The organism is Methanoculleus sp. UBA374, assembly GCA_002508705.1.
Classification (GTDB): Archaea; Halobacteriota; Methanomicrobia; order Methanomicrobiales; family Methanoculleaceae; genus Methanoculleus; species Methanoculleus palmolei.
This window is the reverse complement of the sequence record DAYL01000019.1, coordinates 134634-156964: the sequence shown is the minus strand read 5'-3', so window position 1 is coordinate 156964 and position 22331 is coordinate 134634. Positions and strand designations below refer to the sequence as shown.

General features: G+C 59.6%; 27 protein-coding genes, 2 tRNA genes and 1 pseudogene. 18 read left to right on the top strand and 12 right to left on the bottom strand.

The genetic code is table 11. The annotated features are described in order from the left end of the window. Positions 1-4: 4 nt before the first annotated feature. Genes BRA42_RS06490 through BRA42_RS06475 form a run of 4 tightly spaced genes read right to left on the bottom strand, consistent with a single transcriptional unit; the run spans position 5 to position 3392 of the window. A complete protein-coding gene (locus BRA42_RS06490) occupies positions 5-946 on the bottom strand; it encodes an NAD-dependent epimerase/dehydratase family protein (RefSeq protein WP_292405500.1) in 942 nt (313 codons plus the stop codon). Positions 947-953: 7 nt separating this feature from the next. Beyond that, on the bottom strand, positions 954-2054 hold the full coding sequence (wecB, locus tag BRA42_RS06485; RefSeq protein ID WP_342771242.1) for a non-hydrolyzing UDP-N-acetylglucosamine 2-epimerase: 1101 nt from the start codon (positions 2052-2054) through the stop codon (positions 954-956). Positions 2055-2067: 13 nt separating this feature from the next. Then, positions 2068-3156, bottom strand: a complete 1089-nt coding sequence (locus BRA42_RS06480; RefSeq protein WP_292405506.1) for a glycosyltransferase — start codon at positions 3154-3156, stop codon at positions 2068-2070. Continuing rightward, a complete protein-coding gene (locus BRA42_RS06475; RefSeq protein WP_342686039.1) occupies positions 3153-3392 on the bottom strand; it encodes a hypothetical protein in 240 nt (79 codons plus the stop codon). The genes BRA42_RS06480 and BRA42_RS06475 overlap by 4 nt, the downstream gene beginning before the upstream one ends. 1484 nt (positions 3393-4876) lie before the next feature. Here BRA42_RS06475 and BRA42_RS06470 point away from each other — a divergent pair. Beyond that, positions 4877-6094: a site-specific integrase gene (locus BRA42_RS06470; protein ID WP_342770467.1), complete on the top strand. Its 1218-nt coding sequence runs from the start codon at positions 4877-4879 to the stop codon at positions 6092-6094. A 29-nt stretch (positions 6095-6123) separates the two neighbouring features. Here the strand turns inward: BRA42_RS06470 and BRA42_RS06465 are convergent, their stop codons facing one another. After that, the gene (locus BRA42_RS06465; protein WP_342770466.1) at positions 6124-6597 is read right to left on the bottom strand and encodes a hypothetical protein; all 474 of its coding nucleotides are present in this window, start codon (positions 6595-6597) and stop codon (positions 6124-6126) included. A 126-nt stretch (positions 6598-6723) separates the two neighbouring features. Here BRA42_RS06465 and BRA42_RS06460 point away from each other — a divergent pair, with 126 nt between their 5' ends. The 10 genes from BRA42_RS06460 to BRA42_RS06415 all read left to right on the top strand — a co-directional run bounded on the left by BRA42_RS06460 (position 6724) and on the right by BRA42_RS06415 (position 14367). Continuing rightward, positions 6724-6897 (top strand): AbrB/MazE/SpoVT family DNA-binding domain-containing protein, encoded by a 174-nt coding sequence (locus tag BRA42_RS06460; protein WP_300237990.1) that lies wholly within the window; start codon positions 6724-6726, stop codon positions 6895-6897. Then, the gene (locus BRA42_RS06455) at positions 6887-7123 is read left to right on the top strand and encodes a hypothetical protein (RefSeq protein WP_342770465.1); all 237 of its coding nucleotides are present in this window, start codon (positions 6887-6889) and stop codon (positions 7121-7123) included. Before BRA42_RS06460 ends, BRA42_RS06455 begins: the two co-directional genes overlap by 11 nt. Positions 7124-7300: 177 nt before the next feature. Next, the gene (locus tag BRA42_RS06450; RefSeq protein ID WP_342770464.1) at positions 7301-8383 is read left to right on the top strand and encodes a hypothetical protein; all 1083 of its coding nucleotides are present in this window, start codon (positions 7301-7303) and stop codon (positions 8381-8383) included. Beyond that, positions 8380-10467 (top strand): phage/plasmid primase, P4 family, encoded by a 2088-nt coding sequence (locus tag BRA42_RS06445; protein WP_342772105.1) that lies wholly within the window; start codon positions 8380-8382, stop codon positions 10465-10467. The genes BRA42_RS06450 and BRA42_RS06445 overlap by 4 nt, the downstream gene beginning before the upstream one ends. Continuing rightward, positions 10464-10718, top strand: coding sequence for a hypothetical protein (locus BRA42_RS06440; RefSeq protein WP_342772104.1), 255 nt, complete (start codon positions 10464-10466; stop codon positions 10716-10718). Before BRA42_RS06445 ends, BRA42_RS06440 begins: the two co-directional genes overlap by 4 nt. Then, positions 10718-11200 (top strand): hypothetical protein, encoded by a 483-nt coding sequence (locus BRA42_RS06435; protein ID WP_342770883.1) that lies wholly within the window; start codon positions 10718-10720, stop codon positions 11198-11200. Before BRA42_RS06440 ends, BRA42_RS06435 begins: the two co-directional genes overlap by 1 nt. Next, the gene (locus BRA42_RS06430; protein ID WP_342770882.1) at positions 11197-12015 is read left to right on the top strand and encodes a terminase large subunit domain-containing protein; all 819 of its coding nucleotides are present in this window, start codon (positions 11197-11199) and stop codon (positions 12013-12015) included. The genes BRA42_RS06435 and BRA42_RS06430 overlap by 4 nt, the downstream gene beginning before the upstream one ends. Next, positions 12012-12701, top strand: a complete 690-nt coding sequence (locus BRA42_RS06425; protein ID WP_342770881.1) for a hypothetical protein — start codon at positions 12012-12014, stop codon at positions 12699-12701. The genes BRA42_RS06430 and BRA42_RS06425 overlap by 4 nt, the downstream gene beginning before the upstream one ends. Positions 12702-12719: 18 nt before the next feature. Continuing rightward, positions 12720-13499, top strand: coding sequence for a pentapeptide repeat-containing protein (locus BRA42_RS06420; RefSeq protein WP_214166764.1), 780 nt, complete (start codon positions 12720-12722; stop codon positions 13497-13499). 334 nt (positions 13500-13833) lie between these two features. Next, a complete protein-coding gene (locus BRA42_RS06415) occupies positions 13834-14367 on the top strand; it encodes a hypothetical protein (RefSeq protein ID WP_300237998.1) in 534 nt (177 codons plus the stop codon). Positions 14368-14559: 192 nt separating this feature from the next. Here BRA42_RS06415 and BRA42_RS06410 read toward each other — a convergent pair whose 3' ends face one another. Next, positions 14560-14727: a DUF2080 family transposase-associated protein gene (locus BRA42_RS06410; protein ID WP_342770880.1), complete on the bottom strand. Its 168-nt coding sequence runs from the start codon at positions 14725-14727 to the stop codon at positions 14560-14562. Positions 14728-14798: 71 nt separating this feature from the next. On the opposite strand from BRA42_RS06410, the gene BRA42_RS06405 reads away from it, so the two are divergent. Both BRA42_RS06405 and BRA42_RS06400 read left to right on the top strand, forming a co-directional pair. After that, positions 14799-15185: a hypothetical protein gene (locus tag BRA42_RS06405; protein WP_342772103.1), complete on the top strand. Its 387-nt coding sequence runs from the start codon at positions 14799-14801 to the stop codon at positions 15183-15185. Between the two features lie 184 nt (positions 15186-15369). After that, a complete protein-coding gene (locus BRA42_RS06400) occupies positions 15370-15798 on the top strand; it encodes a hypothetical protein (protein WP_342770575.1) in 429 nt (142 codons plus the stop codon). 171 nt (positions 15799-15969) lie between these two features. Here the strand turns inward: BRA42_RS06400 and BRA42_RS06395 are convergent. Next, positions 15970-16042, bottom strand: a tRNA-Thr gene (locus BRA42_RS06395). Between the two features lie 81 nt (positions 16043-16123). Then, a complete protein-coding gene (locus tag BRA42_RS06390) occupies positions 16124-16855 on the bottom strand; it encodes a sugar phosphate isomerase/epimerase family protein (protein WP_342770576.1) in 732 nt (243 codons plus the stop codon). A 152-nt stretch (positions 16856-17007) separates the two neighbouring features. Between BRA42_RS06390 and BRA42_RS06385 the strand changes: the two genes are divergently transcribed. The 4 genes from BRA42_RS06385 to BRA42_RS06370 all read left to right on the top strand — a co-directional run bounded on the left by BRA42_RS06385 (position 17008) and on the right by BRA42_RS06370 (position 20388). Then, positions 17008-18186, top strand: coding sequence for a hypothetical protein (locus BRA42_RS06385; protein WP_292404956.1), 1179 nt, complete (start codon positions 17008-17010; stop codon positions 18184-18186). A 59-nt stretch (positions 18187-18245) separates the two neighbouring features. Beyond that, positions 18246-19184 (top strand): radical SAM protein, encoded by a 939-nt coding sequence (locus tag BRA42_RS06380; protein WP_292404953.1) that lies wholly within the window; start codon positions 18246-18248, stop codon positions 19182-19184. Positions 19185-19229: 45 nt separating this feature from the next. Then, complete coding sequence (gene hypD / locus BRA42_RS06375) at positions 19230-20261, top strand: hydrogenase formation protein HypD (RefSeq protein ID WP_292404950.1); 1032 nt, start codon at positions 19230-19232, stop codon at positions 20259-20261. A gap of 55 nt (positions 20262-20316) precedes the next feature. Next, positions 20317-20388, top strand: a tRNA-Arg gene (locus BRA42_RS06370). A gap of 34 nt (positions 20389-20422) precedes the next feature. Here the strand turns inward: BRA42_RS06370 and BRA42_RS06365 are convergent. Next, positions 20423-20593 carry a hypothetical protein gene (locus BRA42_RS06365; RefSeq protein ID WP_342686040.1) on the bottom strand — a complete coding sequence of 57 codons (171 nt, stop codon included), beginning with the start codon at positions 20591-20593 and terminating at the stop codon, positions 20423-20425. Between the two features lie 87 nt (positions 20594-20680). Here BRA42_RS06365 and BRA42_RS06360 point away from each other — a divergent pair, with 87 nt between their 5' ends. Continuing rightward, positions 20681-21088 carry a DUF1348 family protein gene (locus BRA42_RS06360; RefSeq protein WP_394339208.1) on the top strand — a complete coding sequence of 136 codons (408 nt, stop codon included), beginning with the start codon at positions 20681-20683 and terminating at the stop codon, positions 21086-21088. Positions 21089-21256: 168 nt separating this feature from the next. Here BRA42_RS06360 and BRA42_RS06355 read toward each other — a convergent pair whose 3' ends face one another. From BRA42_RS06355 to BRA42_RS14510, 3 genes and pseudogenes are all read right to left on the bottom strand, one after another. Beyond that, positions 21257-21511 (bottom strand): hypothetical protein, encoded by a 255-nt coding sequence (locus BRA42_RS06355; RefSeq protein ID WP_342772102.1) that lies wholly within the window; start codon positions 21509-21511, stop codon positions 21257-21259. Positions 21512-21788: 277 nt separating this feature from the next. Next, complete coding sequence (locus BRA42_RS14515) at positions 21789-21959, bottom strand: hypothetical protein (protein ID WP_394339244.1); 171 nt, start codon at positions 21957-21959, stop codon at positions 21789-21791. Positions 21960-22086: 127 nt separating this feature from the next. Next, positions 22087-22200: pseudogene (locus BRA42_RS14510) on the bottom strand (hypothetical protein); the annotation flags it as partial. Positions 22201-22331 lie beyond the last annotated feature (131 nt).

Sequence of the window (22331 nt, the reverse complement as noted above, 5' to 3'; positions counted from 1 at the left end):
GTGCTCACTCCTCGATCCGGTAATACCGCTTCATCCACTCGACCGTACGTCGGACACCTTCCTCCGGCGAGACCTTGGGGTCGTGCCTGAGGTCACGGACGGCCTTCGTGAAGTCCATTGTCTTCACTTTCGTCGTAAACGGCTCGGCCTCCTCATAGGTGACAAGCGAGTCATCTCTGCCGACGGCCTTAAGAATAAGGTCGGAATAGTCTTTGATCTCCCGCTCCCACTCGGGGCGGCCGCCGACGTTGTAGACTTCTCCGGGAATGAAGTTGTCTACGATATTCGCCCAGGTCCTGCAGGAATCCTCGACGAAGTCGATGATCCTCTTGTGGCCCTTGAAGACCGTATAGGGTCTGTTGAAGAGCGCATGATAGATGAATTTGGGGATAAAACCGCGGTAGGGATTATAGTGCTCATGCGGGCCGTAGCAGTTCACCGGCCGGACACGGACCGTCTCGGTGCCGAACATCGCTGCCGAGTTCAGGCACATGAGCTCGCCCGCCCACTTGGTGATGGCGTAATCGTTCATTTGATAAGTATCCCTGATGGGATTGTTCACCATCACATCCTCGGACATTGTCCCGCTATAATCCCCGTAAACCTCGGCGCTGGAAAAGAATATCATCCGGAACTTCAGTTTCTCCTGAAGACGGAGCATATGCTTGGTCCCGATCACGTTGGTCTGCCAGAGATTTTCGTAGTAATCTTCGCCGTTCCAGCGGCCGTACTCCGCAGCGAGATGATATACGTAATCGAACTTCGAGCGGTCGAAGACCCGTTCCAGCTGCCGATAACTCCGCGTATCTGCCCGGATGTAATTCTCCCGGTCGTTGTTCAGGAGGTCGAGTGCGACGACCTCATGACCCCGGCTACGCAGTTCGTTGACGAGATTGGTGCCGATGAATCCGGCACCGCCTGTAACAAGAATTCTTTGTGTTTCCATGTGTATTTCACCGAATCAATGAATTGTTGTTCCGCGACGGTATGCCGCCGCATATCGTCGCAATCATCCTGCCCGCCATACCATCCCCGTAGGGGTTCTCCCAGGTCCCCGACCGGGAGAGCATCTGCCCGGCAGACGCCAGGATCTCATCGGCCCCTGTCCCCGCCAGAACGTTCGCTCCCACCTCGATCGTCTCCGGACGCTCGGTGTTCGCCCGGAGGGTGACGCAGGGCACCCCGAGGATGCAGGTTTCCTCCTGGACGCCGCCGGAGTCCGTCAGGACGAGGCGGGCGTTGGACTCAAGCTGCAGGAATTCGAGGAACCCGACGGGGTTCATGACGGAGATCCCGTCGAGTGTGACCCCGAACCGCTCGACCATCTTCCTGGTCCGGGGATGCATCGGGAAGATGACGGGGAGCCCGTACTCCCGGTGGACCGCCTCGAGCCCCGCGATGATGCTCTGGAGTTTCTCGGGGTTGTCGACGTTCTCCTGCCGGTGGGAGGTGACGAGGAAGTATTCGTGGGGCTCCAGTCCGAGGGCGTCGAGGATATCCGCCTTCTTCTTCGCGATCTCCCGGTTCTGGAAGACCGCGTCGACGATGGTGTTCCCGGTCACGCAGATCTTGTTCTCCTCAATGCCCTCCTTCTCAAGGTACCGCCGTGCCGTCTCCGTGGGGGCGAAGAGGTAATCGGAGACGTGGTCCGCGACCACCCGGTTGATCTCCTCTGGCATCATCCGGTCGAAACTCCGGAGGCCGGCCTCGACGTGCCCGACCCGGATATGGAGTTTTGCGGCCGCAAGAGCCCCGGCCATGACGGTGTTGGTGTCGCCCTGAACGAGAACGATATCCGGGGATTCCTTCACCAGGACATCTTCGATGCCGGTCATGATCTTTGCGGTCTGGCCGGCCTGGGTCCCGGAGCCGACGTCGAGGTTGTACTTCGGCTCGGGCAGTTCGAGTTCCTCGAAGAACGCCCGGTCCATATCATAGGAGTAGTGCTGCCCGGAGTGGAGGATGAAGTAGTCGAGGTTTCGGATCTCGCACTCACGGATGATCGGGGACATCTTGATGATCTCCGGCCGGGTTCCAAGCACAATTGCAATCATCTTTAGATCCTCTCTAGTGGGAAGTCCCCGGCTCAGCCTTTCCGGCCCCCTTTCCGATCGGGGCCCCGGTCACAGGAGCGGCAGCTTTCCCGCCTCCCTGCCCCTGCATGATCTGCACGAGCGAGTAGAGGATTATCCCCACAGTAGTGAGCAGGAGCCCGAGGATGAGCACGGAGAACCCGCCGGTGAAGACGATGTAGTGGAATTGACCGGTGCGGTAGTATTCGGAGAAGGTGTAAATCTCTGCAACGATCCCGATGAGAGCAAAGAGCACACCCGGGATCCCGAAGAACACCAGCGGCCGGCGGAGGCTGATCAGCCGCACAATGTTCATCAGCACCCCGACTCCGTGGGAGACCGGGTTCTGGCTTGATGTATCCTCAATGTCGTAGCGCACCTTGATCGGCACCTCGGCGACCTTCAGGCGGTGGTCGCTCGCCTGGACCAGGATCTCGGAGCCCGCGCTCATCCCCTCGCCGCTGATCTGGATGGCTTCGATGGCCTTTCTCCCGTAGGCCCGGAAACCGCTCTGGGAGTCGGTGATCGCAAGGTTGGTCCCCGCCAGAGTGGTCGCGGTATCGAGGACCTTCATCCCGGCTTTCCGGTAGGCGGGGATCTTGCCGGCCGAACCCTTGACAAAACGGGAGCCGATGACGACGTCATTCCCCCGGCGGAGCTCCGCAAGCAGTTCCGGGATCTCCGCAGGGTTGTGCTGGCCGTCGGCGTCGATGACGACGAGTTCCTCCGCGCCGAGGTTTCGGGCGGTGGCAAAGATCGTCTGCAACGCCCCGCCGTAGCCCCGGTTGACCTCGTGCCGGACGACACGGGCCCCGAGGCCCTCCGCGATCGGGACGGTATCATCCTTTGAGCCGTCGTCAACGACGAGGACGGCATCGCCATGCTTTTTGGCCCCGATGATCGTCTTTGCGATGTAGGCCTCCTCATTATAGGCAGGCATGGCGACGAGAGTCCGGACGGCGGGCCGCGGTCGGGTTGCCTCGTCGTCGACGAGGAGGATCGTGCCCTCCCTGTCACCGTCGTGTTCGACGACCATCCCGGCCGTGCGGGCAGGAGCGGAGGATGAAGTCGTATGGATGGTCATCGGAATTCCTCCCGGGGTATTCTGCAGTCCGCCTGGAGAACAACGCTCCCGATCACCAGCCCCTCGTTGTAGGCCGGGATGACCGCAACGATGGCCGGGTATGCGGGGAGGCCCCTAACGGTGCTCTTTGGAGGACGAAGACTCCGAAGGTCGGCGGACTGTATCATGAGGACTCCTGGTCGTCCGGGGACGGGCAGGGGACTTGCCCCGCCCGCGGATACCGGAACTATTGCCACAGGATATACTAACCATTATTATATATAAATATAACTAATTATCCTAGAGATCCTCATAACATAGATCATTCAAAATTGAATGATTTTAATATAATAATTGTGTTATAGGCTTGCGATAGCAGAGAGTTGGATCTTGTTGATCAACATGTTATACTATAAATATGTTTTCATAAGTGAATCTTGCTACAACTTAATTTTTTTTGAATATCTCCCCTCTAAGGGGGCTATCATACAATATTCCCATTTTTTGGGGATGAACCCGGAACTCTTCGGAAAAGATGGCTGATGCTGCATCAGAAAGAAAATTTGAGACCAGTATAGAATTTTCCCTGGAGCGAACCTGGGCTCTGAAGAACGGACACGTGGCATACGTGAAAGAAGCAGGAACGGGCGGTTTGTGGGCTCCCCTGCAAAGGTATCCTGCCTGTTTAATATGGTCACCCGGGACCGGCTCCAGCCAATGTACCATAGGCGGCTCCCGGACGCCCTAGGACGGGAAACTCGACGTTGAGGAGATTTTCATATGCCTTTTGAGGACTAGGGTATCCGGCGGCAGAAAACCATCGAAAAGCGATGCTCGTGGCACCGGCGGGTCACCTACTATCCGGGCATCTCCGCGCGTCTTAAGCAGTATATCCCCGATGATGACGTCGTCACGGCGCTTCCCGACGCACATGATATTGCTTTAACCATCCCGGGCCGGGTCTACGTCTCCGGTGATTACAATCACATGGTCCAGCATGCCAGTTGGACCCTGACCCCTACCCGGATCATGACCGTGCCTCCCTCTCGGACGTTTCACGGAGCAACCGACCGGACCTGCAAGCCCGGCTGCAACATGCACCCGCATGCAGTTTTCATTAAAACGAAGCTACCGATCCCACCGCCCTCGACAGAGGATGCTATTTATGCACTCAGGTGCCGCGCTGCAAGGCCGATCTTCCCCCCGTCCGCCAGAACCTTCGTAGATGTTTTTAGATACCCTCTGAAGTAAACCAATAGGGAGAGATAGAGAAGTCATCCCAGAAGTGTCTAGCGCTGAAGATTCATATCGTTCAGAGTATTTTGACACATCCTCGGGAGGAATTGAGCAATTTTTGGTGTCAAATTGCTGACACGGCTTCCCTCCGGGTATCGCCACGCGGGGAACGACTGCCGGTACGGCAGGAGTTTGAGAAGACCGGAGGTCTTCGAGTGAGGGATCGGGAGGTGCGCCCGGCGGAACGGCGGGTGCATGAGCACCGCTAGGTGCGATTGGGTTTCCCCCTCCCGGCTGAGGTGTTTTGGGACGACCTCAGAGAAAGACCGGTATACGCACTCCATGATAGCCCAGCGTACAGGAAAGAGGCCGGTCTAAGGATTTTCCGAACCCCGTTTCAGGAAGGGAATAAGAATATCAGTTATTTAAGCCTCAGGCGGGCTTAAAGAAACGAAGTTCTTAATCCATAGTAGTCTTTATAATGGTCGGGCGCATATCATCACTCATGGAGAACGAGCGGTTTCATCACTCGGCGGAGGAGTACTTCGCATTCGCCGAGAAGAGCCTCACGGCCGCGGAAGAGGATGGACGGATAACCCCGGAGGACGCCGGGCTTATTCGGGAGTATGTGGCGGAGAGTTCAAGCAAGTTATCACCCGGGCGACAGTTCAAGACCACCTACACCCTGATCGCGGGCCGGCGCTACCTCCCGCCGTTCCTGGAGACGAAGAAAGCAGACCTGCTCGCCGGCGTCAACCGCATGCGGTACGCGAAGAAGGACGACGGCACGCCGTACGCGAAGAATACGATCGCCGACTACGTGCGGTTTAGCAAGCGGTTCTTCCTCTGGCTGGCGAAGCGTGGATATGTGGAGATCCCGGCAGACGTCATCAAAGAGATCAAGAACCCACAATACAACACGCAGACGAAGACCGAAGACAACATCCTGACGGGCGAGGAAGTCTCGCAGCTGATCGACGCGGCGAAGAGCCTCAAGTACAAGGCGTTGATCAGCGTGATGTACGAAGGCGGGCTCCGGTCGGGCGAGGTCGCTTCGCTGAAGTGGAAGGATGTTACCTTCGTCGAGTGGGGTGCGAAGCTCAGAACCAGTGAGAAGACCGGCCGGCTCAGGACAGTGCCGATCATCAGTTACCGCGAATACCTCGCCAAGTGGCGGAGCTCATACCCCGGCGACCCAACCGGCGATAACTTTGTATTCTTGACGAGCCGCGGCGAGCCGATGCAGTACCGCGGGCTCGCGAAGGCGATCTCGAATTTCGCCAAGGCTGCTGGAATCGAGAAGAAGATCACCCTGCACTCGTTCAGGCACAGCAGGATAACGCACGCCCTCCGCGGCGGGATGCAGGAAACCTTAGCAAAGAAAGCGTTTTGGGGCAACCAGAGCACGCAGATGATCGCATGTTATAGTCATCTGGTTGATGAAGACGTGGATAACGCCTTCGCCGCGCTCGCCGGCGTGGAACTGCCGGAGAACGACCGGGCGAACGAGTCACCGGAGCCGGTGCAGTGCAGCCAGTGTCACACCGTCATGCCGCCGGGCTCCCGGTTCTGCGCCCGGTGTGGAATGACGCTCTCGATAGAGGCGGCGGAGACTGTGAACACGGTTATCAAGGCCGCCGAAGCGGTGGTGGCGAACCCGAACGATCCGGAGGCGTTGACGATCTTGCTTGAGGCCCGGGCGAAGATGGCGAGAGGAGAGTAAAGATTTGATGGGTCTTTGGGCAACAGACCTTATTCAGGTATAAAATCGGGGGGTACAACCTGTCCGATCAGTGTCTCACTCAGGTAGGGGCGGAGTGAAACTTCGATATTGACCCGCTCAAGGTGTTCATCAGCAGTATAATTTAGAGCTCCCTCAATTGCCTGCAATAACGCCCGGAAGTAGACCGCACGCGGGGTTTTATCTCTCCCTATTTTCAATACAACCCATCGGAGCAACAAATCCATATCTTCGACGTCAAAGATTTCTCGGACTTCCTTCTCGGGCATCCCATATGCTACTAGAGCGAGGTCCCGCACCGCTTGCTTGGCCCTCTCTTTGATTCTCATATTATACTGGTTGGTATTACCTTCACCAAACGCGTCTTTGCGCTCCTCTACCGGAGTTTTAAGGAATTTTCGGCGTTTTTCAGTTAAGAACCCAGTCGTCTCCCCTTTGAGGGGTCTATTCTCTAAGCTTCGGTTGTTCTTCCCACTCCCGTTCATGCTATAGAATAACCCTCACTCATATTTATACTTAATTCAAATATTGATTATACAGATAAGTAACAAAAATAACAAAAAATACCTATATGAGTATTTATTTAAATACGCAAGTTCTAAGGAATAGGTATGGAGCGGGTTGCTACAAGGAAACTCCAGCGGTTAGGGGGATCGAATTATGTCTCACTACCGGCCGCGTGGGTTAAGCAGAACAGCCTCAAAGAGGGCGACCCGGTCGATATTTCTCTCGAACGTGGGAGACTCGTAATTACAGCAACGGGGGTGCAGGGCGATGGCACCTGAAAGCGCCCCCGCTCCCGGTCTCGTCATCGACCAGGAAACGCTCGACCACCTCCCCGGCATATATAAAGCGATCGCCGAGGTGCTCATCGAGAAAGGGCGCTGGCAATTGGCAGACGGTGAGAACAAGGATTCGGAGCGCGCCCCGGCGAAGGCACGCTCAAAGGACACTCAGCATCAGCAGGGAGCAATGAATGTCGATAACTATTGTATCTCCGAGGCAGTATAAAACGCCATCGATAATTGGGGAATTATTCATCGATGACCTGCCGCCCGAGTGCCATACTGACGGGACGCTTTGCGGGTCATATGGCACGACGAACGGGCCTTGTAGGATCCGGTGCGATCGAGGATGTCTACTTTTGCGGATGGGTTTGGTACGACCTGACGACGCGGCGGTGATTGTGTGACTGACGACGCCCTCGCGCTGGCGAAAGCCTCGGGGTTCAAGATCGAGCGCACCCCGAAAGGAGCAGCGCCACAACCGCCGGCAAGATCGGCACCGGCACCAACGAGCCGCCCCGCGACCTCTACCAGGTACGCCGCCATCCCCGCCGCGATGCGAGAGGCGAAGCGGTGGGTAGTCTGGCAGTATGAGGTCCGCGATGGGAAGAAGACGAAGGTGCCTCACACTCCGGGAAAAGGACAGGCAAAGAGCACCGACCGCGAAACCTGGGTGACGTTTGAAGAGGCGTGCCGGGCGGTGGAGTACTACAGCGGGATCGGGTTCGTCCTGGGCGACGGCTGGCTCGGGCTCGATGCCGATCACGTGCGGGACCCTGAAACCGGGGAGTGGACGCCCGGAGTCCTCGACGAGATCGCGAGCGTGCAGAGTTACGCGGAGCTCTCCCCGTCAAGGGCCGGCGCCCATGTGATCACCTACGGGACGAAACCGGGCGACAGGAGCCGGGCAGCGGGCGAAGTATGGGAGATGTACGACCGTGGCCGGTTCTTCACCGTCACCGGCGACCACATCCCCGGCACGCCCGATGACGTGCGCGAGCCGGCGCCCGGGAGCCTGGAGGCGATCTACGAGAAGATCGGCCGGACGAAGGAGATGCAGCAAGCGCCCCGGGCGAAGACCCCGACCCCACGATCTACAGCCGCCCCGGATCTAACCGACGCGGAGATCATCGAGAAGTGCCAGAGCGCCGCGAACGCCGCGAAGTTCAACGCCCTATGGCGCGGGGATACGTCCGGATACGGATCGCACTCTGAAGCGGATCTCGCCCTGTGCACCATCCTCGCCTTCTACAGTCAAGACCCCGCGCAACTGGAACGCCTGGTTCGGCAGTCTGGACTCTACCGCGAGAAGTGGGACCGAACCGACTACGCGACGCGGACGATCTCGAAGGCCCTGGAGCACGTGGGAGAGACCTGGAGCCCGGGCGGCGGCATGGGTGCCCTTCCGCCCGAGGAGCGATACCTCAAGCGTGTGGAGTACCGGCGAAAGATGCAGGCGGCCCGGCGGGAGGCGGTGCGGGCGTGACCACGGACAACCTCTCCCCGGACGAGAAGATCGCGATCGGTCTCGCCGGTGGAGATACTCTCAGCACCGTGGCGTGGTGGGGCGGGTTTTACTACAACATCCCCGCATCATCGCGCGATCTCGCGAAAGAGTGCGGCATACCTTCGGCCGACGAGGCGACCGCCGACGAGCGGCGGGAGCAGGCCCGGCGGGTTCTGTTCCGTATCGCAGTCTACTGCCACGACAAAGGACTTGAGGCCGCAAGCAACCTCTCAAAACGATGGTCCCGGCTGCCGGAAGAGGTCCGCCCGACGCCCGAGGAGATCGAGCACCTTACTAAAATGGCGAAGGTCTACCAGGAACGTGCGCGAAGGGACCGAAACGATGAGATCCTGTCCGCGGATCAGGAGGACCTGACCACCGGGATCGGGCTGACGGACATAGGGAACTCCGAACGCCTGATCAGGATGTACGGCGATGACATCCGTTACTGCTCTACGTTGAAAACGTGGTTCGTGTGGGACGGCCGGCGGTGGGAGCAGGACGAGACGAACCGGATGCTCGACCTTGCAACGAGGACGGCTAAGGCGATCTTCCTCGAAGCGGCGACAGCACCGAACAGCGAAACCGTCGCAAAGTGGGCGATCAAATCGGGTTCGCTCGTGGCACGACGCGCGATGATTGACGGCGCTGTGCATATGGTCCCCGTCCGCGCCGACGAGATGGATGCGCGCGAAAACCTGTTCAACTGCCAGAACGGCACCCTCGACCTGGAGACGTTCGAGTTCCGGGAGCACAGGCGCGAGGACCTTCTTACGAAAATCGCCGGCGTGCGGTATGACCCCGAAGCGACATGCCCTCTCTGGCTCGACCACCTGCACACAGTGTTCGCCGGCGACGAGGAGGTGATCACCGGATTTCAGGACATGATGGGATACTCGCTCCTGCAATACAACCCCGAGCAACTCATGAGTATCCTGTGGGGTTCGGGTAAAAACGGGAAGTCGGAGACGTTGAAGGCGATCGCCCTCATACTGAACGACTATGCGGTGAATATCGAGAGCAGCACGCTGATGCAGTCCCGGCACGATGACGTCGGCCGCGCTCGCCCGGACGTTCTCAGGCTCAAAGGCGCGCGGTTCGTGACCTGCACCGAACCGGAGCAGGACGCTATCCTTTCGGAATCGCTGATCAAGAGCCTGACCGGGGACCATGCAGTTACTGCGAGGCCGCTGTACGGCAAACCCGTCGAGTTTGTGCCCGGTGCAAAAATCTTCCTGGCAACGAACCACCTGCCGAAGATCAAAGGCACCGATAACGGCATCTGGCGGCGGATATGGCTCTTCCCGTTCGTCGCCGTTATCCCGCCAGAGAAACGACAACCGGAGTACGGGAAAGTCTTGTTCGAACAGGAAGGCCCCGGTATCCTCAACTGGATGATCGAAGGTCTCCGGCGATATCGAGAGCGGGGCAAACTTACCCAGCCGGCGGCCGTGCGGCGGGCCATGCAGGATTACCGGATCACATCAAACCCCGTCGGGCGATTTGTCACAGAGGCTTGTGTGGTCGGTCCCCAGGAGCGGGTCGGGAAGTCCGATCTCTATGGCGCATATCTCTCGTGGTGCGAGGCTGCCGGGTGGAGAACGCTGTCTCAAACCAAGTTTGGTAGTTTTATGAAAACTTTGTTTGATGACTATAGCGACGGAAACAACCGATACTGGATCGGAATCCGGCTCAAGAGCGAGGCCGAATTGGATAACGGATGCCACACCATTGAGGAACAGACCAAACTCTCTGATCACCCCACACCCGGCACTGACACGACTGACACGTTTGCCCAAACTTTTTCACGTATACACGCGCGAGAAAAAGTTACGGCAAACGTGTCAGGCGTGTCAGGAGAGGATGTCCCGCCGTCTGTGTTCGCTACTATCAACACCTACACCTGGCACGGCGGGCTGGAGAGGAAAGGCGCCCGGTGCAGCGTCAAAGGCTGCGGCAACCAGCCGGAGTGGGTGAACAAAGACGGCGACTGGCCGCTTTGCAGTCACCACTACAACCACCTGAAACGGCAGGCGGCCGGTCTCGCAGAGGTGCGACTATGACCTCCTCGTGCAGGGACAACGCCCGGCGCTACCTCCGGTCCCGGTTCACCGGCGCGGATGGCATCCTGCTACTCTGGGATGCGTTCGTCGCACAGTGCCCCGAGATGGATCTCGTAGCCGACGCGCTCGATCAGCTTGCCGGGCTCCACGATTACCACCGGCAGCCCCGGCAGGCGGCGAAGTATCGAGCGGAGGCGGCCGCCCTGAGAAAGTGCATCAAGCGAGACGACGACCGGAGGAGCAGGCGATAATGGCCCGACGGTGTAGCATCTGCACCCACCCGCGGCGGGACGAGATAGATCAAGCGATCGTTTCAGGCGAAAAATACCGGAGCATATCGCAGAGATTCGACGTTTCCGAAGCCGCGATCGGCCGCCATAAGAAACACATCTCGGCGGCAATTGTCGATGCAGAGCGACAGAAGGCCGTCTCCGGCACCGCAAAGATGCTCAAGGAGTTGTCGAGAGGATTCGATTCGCTCGCCCGTGCAGCGAACCGAGCCGAGGAGGAAGGGGACGACCGGAGGATGGCGTATCTGTGGAAGACGGCCGGCGACCTGGCAAAGCCGTTACTCCAGATCGCCGGGGATCTCCCGGGCGATGGGACGACGATCAACATCTATCAAGCCCCACAGTGGTTGAAGATCCAGGCGGTCATCTTCCGCGAACTTCAGCCGTATCCAGACATCCGGGTCCGGCTCGCAGAGGCGCTAAAGGAGGTCGAAGACCCGTGACCACCGCCCCTCTTCGACACCTCATAGACCCCGTGGCCTTCGCCCGGGAACAACTCGACTTCGAGCCGGACCCCTGGCAGGTCGAGGTCCTCCTCTCCCCGGCAAACCGCCTGCTCCTCAACTGCTCCAGGCAGGCCGGGAAGAGCACCACCACCGCGATCGTGGCGCTCCACACGGCGCTCTTCCGGCCCGGCAGCCTCGTGCCCCTCGTGAGCCCGTCGCTCCGGCAGTCAAGTGAACTGTTCAAGAAAGTGACCGGGTTCCTGGATGCCCTGGACGACCGCCCCCGGCTGACGGAAGACAACAAGCTCTCGTTTGCGCTGGAGAACGGATCGAGAGTGGTCTCCCTCCCCGGCACCGAAGCCACGATCCGCGGATTCAGTGCGCCCGACCTCGTGATTGAGGACGAGGCCGCCCGGGTCCCCGACGCGCTGTACTATTCCATCCGACCGATGCTTGCCGTCAGCGGCGGGCGGCTGATCCTGATGAGTACCCCGTTCGGCAAGCGCGGGCACTTCTTCGAGGCATGGACCGAAGGCGGCGACGACTGGCAGCGGATCAAGATCCCCGCGCCCCGGTGCCCGCGGATAACTCCGGAGTTCCTGGAGCAGGAACGACGGGCGATCGGGGATTGGTGGTTTGAACAAGAGTACATGTGCGAGTTCCGGCAGGCGACGGATAGCGTATTCCGCTACGACGACGTGATGGGCGCGGTCTCCGAGGACGTATCCCCGCTCTTCGCCCCGCCGACGACGAGGACCGCCGCCGGACTCGACGACGATGTTTTCCCGCTCTTTGACGAGGCAACCGAATGACGAGATACTTTGTAGGACTGGATTTAGGGCAGGCGGCCGACTACACCGCGATCAGCGCGATCGAGGTTCGCCCGACGCCATACACCGTACAGCACGAAGACCGCGATCCCGAGACCCGACGCCTTCGGACAGTAGATACGACGTTCGAGAGCATCCCGCTCACGCACCATGTCCGGCACCTGGAACGGCTCCCGATCGGGACACCCTACCCCACGCAGGTCGCCCGCGTGAAGGAGATTATGGCACGTCTCCCGCCCGGCACAGACCTGATCGTCGATAACACCGGGGTGGGGCGGGCGGTGACCGACATGCTCTTTCTGGAAGGGCTGGCGCCCGTCTGTGTCACCATCACAGGCGGGGACACCGTGAACCGGGACGGCCCATACTTCCGGGTCCCGAAGCGTGACATTGTGGGGGAACTGGCGGTATCGCTGCAAAACAAGCGGCTCAAGATCGCGGCAGCACTCCCGGACGCGGAAACCCTGATCAATGAGCTCCTGGCGTTCAAGGTCAAGGTGAACCTGAAAACCGCACATGACAGTTATGAGGCATGGCGGGAAGGCGACCACGACGACCTCGTGCTCTCCGTAGGAATGGCAGTATGGGCGGCGACGTGGTATTATAGCCAGCAGACCGGCGATGACATCGTAGTGTTCGACGAGCCAGTCTCGATATCGCCCGTATGAGCGTAGAGGTGATGTAATATGGCCGAAATAACCCCGGACCAACTGAAGGAGATATTACGTCTCCATGCGGCATGGGTCCGCAACGACCCGGCCGGTGTTCGTGCCGACTTGACCGACGCGGATCTCTCTGGCATTGTCCGAGGAGCGGATAACCCCGATGGTGTTGATCTCCGTGGCGCGAGTATGGGACTAATACCCCTCCGAGGTGCAGATCTCCACGGTGCGGATCTACAGGGAGCGATCTTCTACAGAGGGTATCTCCCGGAAGCGAACCTGGACGGGTGCAACCTGGAAGGCGCGATCCTGACTCGTGCCAACCTCACGGGAGCGACGTTTCGGGAGGCGAACCTCTCCCGTGCCCTGCTTGACAAAATTGCGGCCCGAGGAACTATCTTCACCCGGGCGAAGCTCCGGCATACACTTGTCCGGGAGGCGGATGTCAAAAACGCAGATTTTTGGAGAGCCGACCTATTCCGGTGCAACTTCAACGGATCGGATCTTCGCGGTGCGGATTTCCGGAGAGCAGAGATCGTGGGAGTAGACTTCCGGGATGCAGATCTACGGGGAGCGCACTTCGAGAAATCAGCGTGGCCCCTATGGTGTGGAACCCGTCGCACCCGCGTTGATCGTGGAATAGCTAGCATGCTGGCATACCAACTCTATTGCTTGAACTGCGACGATCCTGACTTCCTGCTAGTGAAGTTGCAAATTGCACCTTTTGCCCAAACATTCCCGTGGCAAGACCGCCCCGGAGAGAACGACATCGGACCGGAAGAGCACCCTGCTCTACAACCATGAAAACGATCGAGATCGCCCCGCCACCTGGGAGCCAACTGCACCTCTTCCGAGATGCCCCGGTGCGCGGGGTTTTTCCCCTCTCCTTCTCCCCGGGTGCGGCCGATGAACCCCCTCCGGCAGTCCGAAGCGGGCGCGGAGGACGATCCCGGTTCAACACGACACCTTCACCGCCATATGGGCGCTGAAGCATAAGCTCCGGCTGCCGTCATATGACGCGGCGCTCCGGCACCTCCTGGAGAAGGCCGCCGCCGGGGAGGAGTGATCGGGTTGCCGAAAATGCCCCCGGCCGAATAGATCCTTGTTCTATATATACCCATATCCCCTATTCCCTCTCATGACTGACGCAGAACCCTCTTTCTGGACCCCCGCGCGAGCTCTTGTGACGATCGGGGCAATCCTACTCATTGTGGTGACGGTCGGGTGTGTGAGTACTCCCGCCGAGACGGCGACGGATGCCGCCGTTAGAGAACTCCGTGCAGCGGTTAATGCTCAGAATGCCGGATTAGGGAATATAACAAATATTGATTCCGAGTTCGTTGATGGGAAATTTGTTGTGTACTCCAGCGATCCAGCTGGTATCATGTACGCGCACGAAAAGTTTGTCGAATCCGCCGAACACGTGGAAAGGGCAAAACAACACCTAGGCGAGGCCCGCCGCAATATGGATAACTCAGAGGATCTTCTGATGAACGGGCGCATGTTTCAGGCGGCACTGATTGTCGATAACATCGCTCAGCGTGGAATTAGCCTTACCACCGAACTTGGGAAACCGTCTCCAAACGCGACATCTTGTATGGTCGATGCCGGGCTGATTGAGCGATACTTACCGGAACGAGACGACATGCTACGCCTCGCCGGGGTGTTGTGAGCACGGGCGCATCCGGCTCATGGGTGCCGGGTACGTCCAACTCTTCCAACTCTTTTTATACGGCGTTGTCCCGGGCCGTAAACGTGCCTTCACATCGCGCCGTATTCCGGCGATCTCCCCTCACCATGACACCTTACACCTACGGCAGAAGAGAGGCCGGGAAATCGACGATATGAAGGCGTGCAAAAGAGATTATTTGGTGTTATCATCCTGCTCGACCTCTCCCTCGTCGAGGAGGATGCAGTGAACCCGACGACCTAACCACCGTCGAGGCACGAGGACCCCGGCACCGTTGCCGACTTTAACCGCCGTCTTCTCGACCTGCTCGTAACCGCTCACGGTCACGGTGAACTTCTCCATGTTATAACATTGTTAGGGAAAAGTATATACCTTTGCATGTTAAAACAATGTTATAACGTAGGTGAGACAGCATGTTCAAGCCCGTTGGAAAGATTCAGAAGGACCACGGCGCCCTTCGCGTGGTCGTAGATGGCTGGAAACTCGGAACACTCGTGATCGCCGCCGCGGACGTTCCGAAGATGCTAAACGGCCGCGTGGTAGATGTTCAGTTCGTGCAGGAACGCCCCGGCCGCGATGTCTTCATCGGCTACGCCGGCACCGCCCGGATCTCCCGGTCCGGTAAGGCGGTGAACGTGAAGATCGAGGCGCGGCTCATGACTGCTCCGCTCAAGGCCGTGGAGAAGGTGATCGCCGGGGAGCAGGCAGCCGCCAGGCTCTCCTCCCCGGCCCCGATCATCGACGCGGACCGGGAGCAGGCGAAGTCGATCGACCATGACCTCGTGAGGTCGTTTGCATGATCCCCGTCGAGGACGCGGAAACCCTGCGCGCGGAGGCGAAGGCGCTTCGCGCGGAAGTCCGGGAGGTCGTGGCCATCCTGGAGAACTGGAACGCAGACCGCCGACCGTAACCACGCGGTCCGGAGGAGGTGCAAGGCCTCCCGGCGGCATCCGTCAAGGGGAAACCAACAGAAGAGACGATATCATGACAAACGTCAAATTTGGAACCACTGTTTCGGCGGTCTTGGAGTGCCTGGACTTCGCCGAAAGCGACCTGACAGACGACGAGCGCCACAACTCCCGCAAAGCCCTGGAGCACTACAAGGCAGCGGTTGCACAGACGATCCGGGCGGTCTTCGACGAGGCGGACGTCCCCGGCCCGGCCGCCCCGGAGCCGGTGCCCTGCACGCGGTGTGGTGCCATCCTGGAGGGAGAGAGGCGCTTCTGCACCGTGTGCGGTATGCCGCAGAAGAAGGAGGCGCCCGGCGACTTCCTGGAGAGGATGCTTGCAAAAGATGCCGGCACGACCCCGGACGACCCGCACTTCCGGGCATCGCTCGCCCGGTTCCGTGAGGAGCAGCCGGAGGCGTGGGACGCTCTGGTTCAGCTGATCGCCGCGCCGGTGAAGGCGTAACCTCTACTCTCTTTTTCAGACCCTGTATACTCCTGCACCCGAGGAGCAGCGACCCCGCGCCGTGTCGGTTTCCCGATGCGCACGGTAGGAATCGCGCTGTTCAAAACCGATGTGAAAATCTCGGCGCTACGGGCTTATTTTTTAGAAGGGATTAAGAACTTAGGTTCTTAGAGCCTCAGGCGAGATTTGAACTCGCGACCTCGTCCTTACCAAGGACGCGCTCTACCGGCTGAGCCACTGAGGCATGACGCACCACCTATGTTGGAGGTTTACCTTATAAAAGGTTACGGCCGAACCCGGAGGAAGAACCGGATAGGAGCCGTCCCTATTCTCCCCGCACAGCAGCGCTGATCGCCTCCAGCGCGGAGATACTGGCGATAACCCCGTCAAGAGTCTCCACCTCGGCGATAGGAGTGACCCTGTTCCGGTGCACGGCATCCATCACGGCCGAAAAATCGATCGTCCCGGCCCCGACCGGGGAATGCGTGTCTTCGGTGCCGTCGTTGTCGTGCAGATGGAAGTGCGCCGCCGGATGGGCGAGGAAGCAGTCCAGGCACCCGTTCAGGTTCGCGTGGCCGACATCGAGCGCAAGCCCGAGCCCGTCGATGAGCGGCAGGTCTTCGCAGGAGCGCAGGAAGAAGTACTCCCAGTTCCCCATGTTCTCCACAAAGAACGTGACCGAAAGGTCTTCGGCCGCCGTCGCCAGTTCGGCGAGCGACTGCTGAAACCTTTCCGTTGCCCGCGCTCGTTCCTCGCTCCACGCATAGTAGCCCGGGTGGACGACCACGTCCGCCCCGACCTCCGCGGCGATGGCGAACGCCCCTGTCAGGACCTCGATGCTCGCCCGTCGGATGGGCTCGAGGATGCTTGCGATGTTGACCCCCCGGGACGGCGCATGGATGAAGTAGCGATACGAATAACTCTGCAGCGGCTCTGCACTCTCAAGGAAGTGCAGCCCTTCATCCATCACCTCCACGCAATCGGTTACGGAAGCGAGCGTCTCAAGTGCCGTAGAGAGCGGCTCACGGTGAAGGCAGTAAGTGGAGATGCCAAACATAGAGAATGTTCCGACCGGGACGATAAATAAGTTCGGAATCGACACTCCTGCCAACGCGCCTGATCGGCCGGGGGCGGCCCCTCGCCGCCATGTCGGCAGTAAAAGGGATCCAGTCGCATGGTTTATGCCACCAGAGCCACATAGAGATAACTATGGTTGGCGGCTTCCTCCCGGAGGTTATCGTCTCGGACCGCCTTGAGAGATCCAAGGCTGAGATATTCTCTTACATCGAGTCCAATACCGAAGCCATCGATGAGAATTTCCCCTCATTCTTCGGCAAGATCGTTACGATCCTTGACCGTGCAGACGTCCCCATCACCGACCAGATGTACGACGAGTTCATTGATGCAATCGTATTTCGGGTCTTGGACGTCAGCAAGCGGGCCGGGGACACGAAGTTCGTGAACCGTGTCTGCGATATCGCCTGCGGGATGAAACGAAAGAAGGAGAGGAAAGCCGGCGTCTATCTTGCGGCCGCCGTCAAACTGATGAAGATCGGGATGCCGCTCGCGGCGGCGGTCTACCTCCAGCCGTACCGCAAACACGACGCCGCCGTAGGATGCTGGTATGCCTACTGCTACTACACCCTGTATAAGGAAGGGTCGACCGAGTCCGGCTATTCCGCCGCGGAACGGTGGAACTACCTGAAAGCCGCACGCCAGTATATGGAGGAACTCGGACAGCTGCAGCCGGGTCTCCGGCGGTTGGCCAGGGGAGAACTCGAGCAGGACCCATGGCTTGCCGAACCGTTCTGGGTGATGATCTTCCTTGCGACCGAATGGATGCCGGATAACCGCTGGTTCCTCGAGACCGGTATGGCAAGGGCAAAACAGGACAACAACGACGTGGCGCTCGTAAAGATGTTGCAGATCGGCCTCGTCCGGTTCCCCGTCGATATGCTCTTTTATCGAGAGGCTTACCATCTCAAGTTCGAGCAGGGCGACCTCGCCGATGCTATGGGCCTCATCCGCGATATGCTCCAGCGTTTTCCCGACGACCCCGAGCCGGTCTACTACGGCCTCCGGACCGCCCTTTACCTCCCCCGCGGAGGGGAATTCGGCGAGTTCCGGAAACTTGCCGAAGAGAAGAAGATGCCGGGCCATGTCCTCTGCCTCATCGACTACGCATATGCCTTCTTCCGGCGGAAATCGGGACCGGCAAACCGCTGTCTTGACGAGTTCCGCAGGAAATACCCTTCGCTGGACTACTACTCAGACCTGCTCCGGTTCCTCACCACCGATATCCGGGAAGCCCAGGACGCCTCCAACCGGGCGGTCTTCACCTCGATCGACCACTTCTGCAAGAAGATGCTCAAGATCGCCGAGACGTGAGATCGGGTTGCCGCCAGGTAAATGCTGAAGATACCTCGTGCCCAACCGATACTTCTTCCATGGCGTACCACTACCTCTTCGGACCGGTCCTCTCCCGGCGCCTGGGCGTCTCGCTCGGGATCGACCTGGTGCCGCAGAAGACCTGCACCTTCGACTGCGTCTACTGCGAGTGCGGGCGGACGACCAATCGCACCTGCGAGCGGCGCGAGTACGTCCCGACCGACGGGGTCATCGCGGAGCTCGACGATTATCTCACGACCGGGCCGAACCTCGACTACGTCACGTTCGCCGGCTCCGGAGAACCGACGCTTCACACCGGGATCGGCAGGATCATCTCGTTCCTGAAGGACCGGTACCCCCGCTATCGGGTCGCGGTCCTGACGGGAAGCGCACTCCTCCCCGACCCGGAGGTCCGGGCCTCCCTTATGCAGGCGGACCTCGTGGTTCCGTCGCTCGATGCGGTATCCGAAGATCTCTTCCGGCAAATCGACCGCCCCTGCCCGGGCGTCACCGCCGGACGGGTGCTTGCGGGGCTCGTTGCCTTCGTCCGGGAGTTTCCCGGAGAGGCCTGGCTCGAGGTGTTCATCGTCCCGGGTAAAAACGATACGGATGAAGAGGTCCTCCGCCTGAGGGACGCCGTCGCCGCCATCGGTCCCGACCGCGTCCAGGTGAACACCCTCGACCGCCCCGGCACCGATATCCGGGTGAGACCGGCATCGCCGCGGGCCCTCGAGCGGATCGCATCGATGCTCGCCGGGAAGGCGGAGGTGATCGGGGCGTCGCACACGAACCGGATGCCGATGCCGGGGTTCGGGGACGCCGTCGAGACCATCCTTGCGGCCATCCGGCGCCGACCCTGCACGTTTGACGATCTCGGCGCCCTCCTCCGCCTTCGCCCGGCAGAGGTTGCGAAATGCCTGCGGGTCCTTGAGGCCCGGGGCCTGGTCGAGCCCGTGCGGGAAGAGAGGGGAGTCTTTTATCGGCGGTCCGAGTTGTAACCGGCACGAATATGCCGTACCGGCGAGAGATCTATATGAGAATTCATGGCGGTCGGTAAAGACATAGTAAAGACGCTTCATTCTCTCGTCGACCGGGAGATCACGCTCATGCACATCTGCGGCACCCACGAGGCGGCGATCGCACGCTCAGGGCTCCGGAGCGTCCTTCCGGAGGGGCTCAAGATCGTGATGGGGCCGGGCTGTCCGGTCTGTATCACGCCGCAGGGCGAGATCGACGCCGCGCTCGACCTGGTGGAGCGCGGCTGCACCATCGCCACCTACGGCGACCTGCTGCGGGTCCCGGGATCGAAGGGTTCGCTTGAGTCGAGCGGCGGGGATATTCGGGTGGTGCAGGGCGTCCATAAGGCGGTGGAGATCGCCCGACGGGAGCCCGACCGGGAGATTGTCTTCGTCTCGGTCGGATTCGAGACCACCGCGCCGACGGTCGCCGCCACGATCCTCTCCCGTCCGCCGGAGAACTTCTCCATCCTCTCCTGCCACCGGCTTGTCCCGCCTGCGATGGAGTGGCTCCTCGCCCAGGGGGAGGCGCCGCTTGACGGGTTCATCCTCCCGGGGCACGTCTGCGCGGTGATGGGCTATGAGGAGTACGAGCGGTTCCCGGTCCCGCAGGTGGTCGCGGGGTTCGAACCCGAGGATGTCCTCCTCGGCCTCCTCATGGCGGTGCGACAGGTCCGCGAGGGGGTGCACCGGGTCGAGAACGCCTACCCGCGCGTGGTCACCCGGGAAGGGAACGTCAAGGCAAAACGCCTGATGTACGAAGTCTTCGAGCCGTTCGACGTCGAGTGGCGCGGGTTTCCCGTGATCCCGGCTTCGGGCCTCCGCTTGAAACCGGAGTTCGAGGACTACGATGCGCAGAAGAAGTATGGAATCACGATCCGGCACGTGGACAAGCACTCTGCCTGCATCTGCGATCAAGTGTTGCGCGGCGTCGCCCGACCCTCGGACTGCAAACTCTTCGGGAAGGCCTGCACTCCGCGGACCCCTGTCGGCCCCTGCATGGTCAGCCACGAAGGGGCGTGCAAGATCTGGCACCTCTACGAATCGAGGAGGGCGTGAAACCCTTCCTCCTGCCGCTGGCCTTTTATATCATACAGGATTATATGATATGGTTGTCTCGGTAGGGTAGTGGATATCCTGAAAGCCTCCGGAGCTTTCGACCCGGGTTCGAATCCCGGCCGGGACGTTCTCCTCTTCTGCACCGCGCTTCAGTCGTAGAGTTACGGCGGGTTCTCCCCCCGGATGGCATCGGTCTCTTTTTCATCCGGCATACGCGCGGAAGACCGCTTCTGCTCGCTCTCAGGGAATTCAACCTTCACCGCGAGGTTTGCAGGCGAGATCTCTCGTATCGATATCGTCGGCCCCGAAGCGGTCGGCCATACCCTTATCATCTCACGGGGCGTGGATACCTGTATGACCGAACAGAGTCGCCCCCCTTACCACCGTTCACCTACGAGACGGCCGTGCAGAAGGTTCGTATGGCTGAAGATGCCTGGAATTCGCGCGATCCCGGACGGGTCTCGCTTGCGTACAGCGTCGACAGCGCCTGGCGCAACCGGGCCGAGTTCGTGAACGGCCGCGAGGAGATCGTCGAGTTTCTGAAACGGAAATGGGCAAAGGAACTCGACTACCGTCTGATCAAGGAGGTCTGGGCGTTTCACGAGGCGCGTATCGCGGTACGGTTCGCGTATGAGTGGCATGATGATTCCGGGAACTGGTTCCGTTCCTACGGAAACGAAAACTGGGAGTTCGATCCGCAGGGGTTGATGCGCACCCGTCATGCCAGCATCAACGACCTGCCGATCACCGAGGGAGAACGGAAGTATCACTGGCCGCTCGGGCGACGGCCCGACGATCATCCCGGGCTCTCCGACCTGGGGCTGTAACCTGCCCTGCAACGATCAATCGCTGTGTATCTCCGATGAACGCCGCAATAGTGTAGAGCGCAACCCATCTTCGTTATAATAGAGGTTGTCCCAAAAACTGCTACCGGGAGGGGGACACCCCTCGAAACTCTTCGAGTTTCTCGAACCCCTTTCCCTTCGGGGAAGTCGTTATTCGCACCTCCGGTGCTCAAGCACCGGCCCTTCGGCCCGGAGCTCATTCGAAACTCTTCGAAGACCTTTGGTCTTCTCATACACCCGCCGTTCCGCCGGGTGCACCTCCCCGAACCCTCTTCGAAACCCTTCGAGTTTCTCAAACTCCTGCCGTGCCGGCAGTCGTTCCCCGAGTGGCGATATGCTGTCTTTCTGCGGAAGAGAGCAGGAGCACCGTGAGGTGAGACTCTCAATGGAAAGCCGTTTCACCATTATTGCCTTGAATATGACTCAGAGGGTCGAGAACTTGGATGTAAATGCTCCAATTTGGTGTAACGAAGGTTCTAGGGTCCTTTTGGGACGACCTCATATACAAGACAGACCTGGAGGGCATCCCAAAATGCCTTTGCCGGAAGGGGGGCACCCCCTCCCGGACCCTCCCCCACATGGCGATAGCCAATAGGAAGCCGTTTCACTCTCTCTGTCCTGGATATCGTTCAGAGGAGAGAAACTTCGGAGGTGCGTGCTCCGATAAGGGTGTACAGAACATTCATAGATCTTTTTGGGATGAGTTCCTGTTGTAGAGTCGGGAAAAAAGTCTCCGCGGGCAGCCATATCCATTCTCTCTCAGAAGAGACCGCACCTCGCCTGCGAGGACCGGCAGATACCCTTCGACGACACCCCGGATTACCTCGTCGGATACGGTTGCGTACCCGTGAATCAGACGATTCCTGAACGCGATTATCAGGGGAGCGTCGGAGATCTTCTCCCTGAGGGGCGGTTCCCGCCGGAGAATGCCGGTTCAGCGCTTCACCGATGATCTCAAACTGCCGCTCAACAGCCGATCTGAGCATGGGATCGTTGCGATACTCTTCAAAGGTCCTCCCACCGGTGAACTGTGCGATATAGTCTGCGGCCTCTGCAATATCGTAGAGATATTTCCTGCCCTCACGCGACGGCATAGACATCCCTGCAGGTCTCTTCCACGGCCTCACGGAAGATCGGGTTTCCGATAGCCGATAGTTCAACGAGATCGATCTCGCGGCAGAAGAGCCGTGCCAGATCGTCGGCGAGACCGAAGTATGCCTCTGCA

Coding starts and splice junctions, on each gene's coding strand:
- BRA42_RS06490 (WP_292405500.1), bottom strand. CDS start 946: ATGGAAACACAAAGAATTCTTGTTACAGGCGGTGCCGGATTCATCGGC.
- wecB (WP_342771242.1), bottom strand. CDS start 2,054: ATGATTGCAATTGTGCTTGGAACCCGGCCGGAGATCATCAAGATGTCC.
- BRA42_RS06480 (WP_292405506.1), bottom strand. CDS start 3,156: ATGACCATCCATACGACTTCATCCTCCGCTCCTGCCCGCACGGCCGGG.
- BRA42_RS06470 (WP_342770467.1), top strand. CDS start 4,877: ATGGAGAACGAGCGGTTTCATCACTCGGCGGAGGAGTACTTCGCATTC.
- BRA42_RS06465 (WP_342770466.1), bottom strand. CDS start 6,597: ATGAACGGGAGTGGGAAGAACAACCGAAGCTTAGAGAATAGACCCCTC.
- BRA42_RS06460 (WP_300237990.1), top strand. CDS start 6,724: ATGGAGCGGGTTGCTACAAGGAAACTCCAGCGGTTAGGGGGATCGAAT.
- BRA42_RS06455 (WP_342770465.1), top strand. CDS start 6,887: ATGGCACCTGAAAGCGCCCCCGCTCCCGGTCTCGTCATCGACCAGGAA.
- BRA42_RS06440 (WP_342772104.1), top strand. CDS start 10,464: ATGACCTCCTCGTGCAGGGACAACGCCCGGCGCTACCTCCGGTCCCGG.
- BRA42_RS06435 (WP_342770883.1), top strand. CDS start 10,718: ATGGCCCGACGGTGTAGCATCTGCACCCACCCGCGGCGGGACGAGATA.
- BRA42_RS06425 (WP_342770881.1), top strand. CDS start 12,012: ATGACGAGATACTTTGTAGGACTGGATTTAGGGCAGGCGGCCGACTAC.
- BRA42_RS06420 (WP_214166764.1), top strand. CDS start 12,720: ATGGCCGAAATAACCCCGGACCAACTGAAGGAGATATTACGTCTCCAT.
- BRA42_RS06415 (WP_300237998.1), top strand. CDS start 13,834: ATGACTGACGCAGAACCCTCTTTCTGGACCCCCGCGCGAGCTCTTGTG.
- BRA42_RS06410 (WP_342770880.1), bottom strand. CDS start 14,727: ATGGAGAAGTTCACCGTGACCGTGAGCGGTTACGAGCAGGTCGAGAAG.
- BRA42_RS06405 (WP_342772103.1), top strand. CDS start 14,799: ATGTTCAAGCCCGTTGGAAAGATTCAGAAGGACCACGGCGCCCTTCGC.
- BRA42_RS06400 (WP_342770575.1), top strand. CDS start 15,370: ATGACAAACGTCAAATTTGGAACCACTGTTTCGGCGGTCTTGGAGTGC.
- BRA42_RS06390 (WP_342770576.1), bottom strand. CDS start 16,855: ATGTTTGGCATCTCCACTTACTGCCTTCACCGTGAGCCGCTCTCTACG.
- BRA42_RS06385 (WP_292404956.1), top strand. CDS start 17,008: ATGGTTGGCGGCTTCCTCCCGGAGGTTATCGTCTCGGACCGCCTTGAG.
- BRA42_RS06380 (WP_292404953.1), top strand. CDS start 18,246: ATGGCGTACCACTACCTCTTCGGACCGGTCCTCTCCCGGCGCCTGGGC.
- hypD (WP_292404950.1), top strand. CDS start 19,230: ATGGCGGTCGGTAAAGACATAGTAAAGACGCTTCATTCTCTCGTCGAC.
- BRA42_RS06365 (WP_342686040.1), bottom strand. CDS start 20,593: ATGATAAGGGTATGGCCGACCGCTTCGGGGCCGACGATATCGATACGA.
- BRA42_RS06360 (WP_394339208.1), top strand. CDS start 20,681: ATGGCTGAAGATGCCTGGAATTCGCGCGATCCCGGACGGGTCTCGCTT.
- BRA42_RS06355 (WP_342772102.1), bottom strand. CDS start 21,511: ATGGTGAAACGGCTTTCCATTGAGAGTCTCACCTCACGGTGCTCCTGC.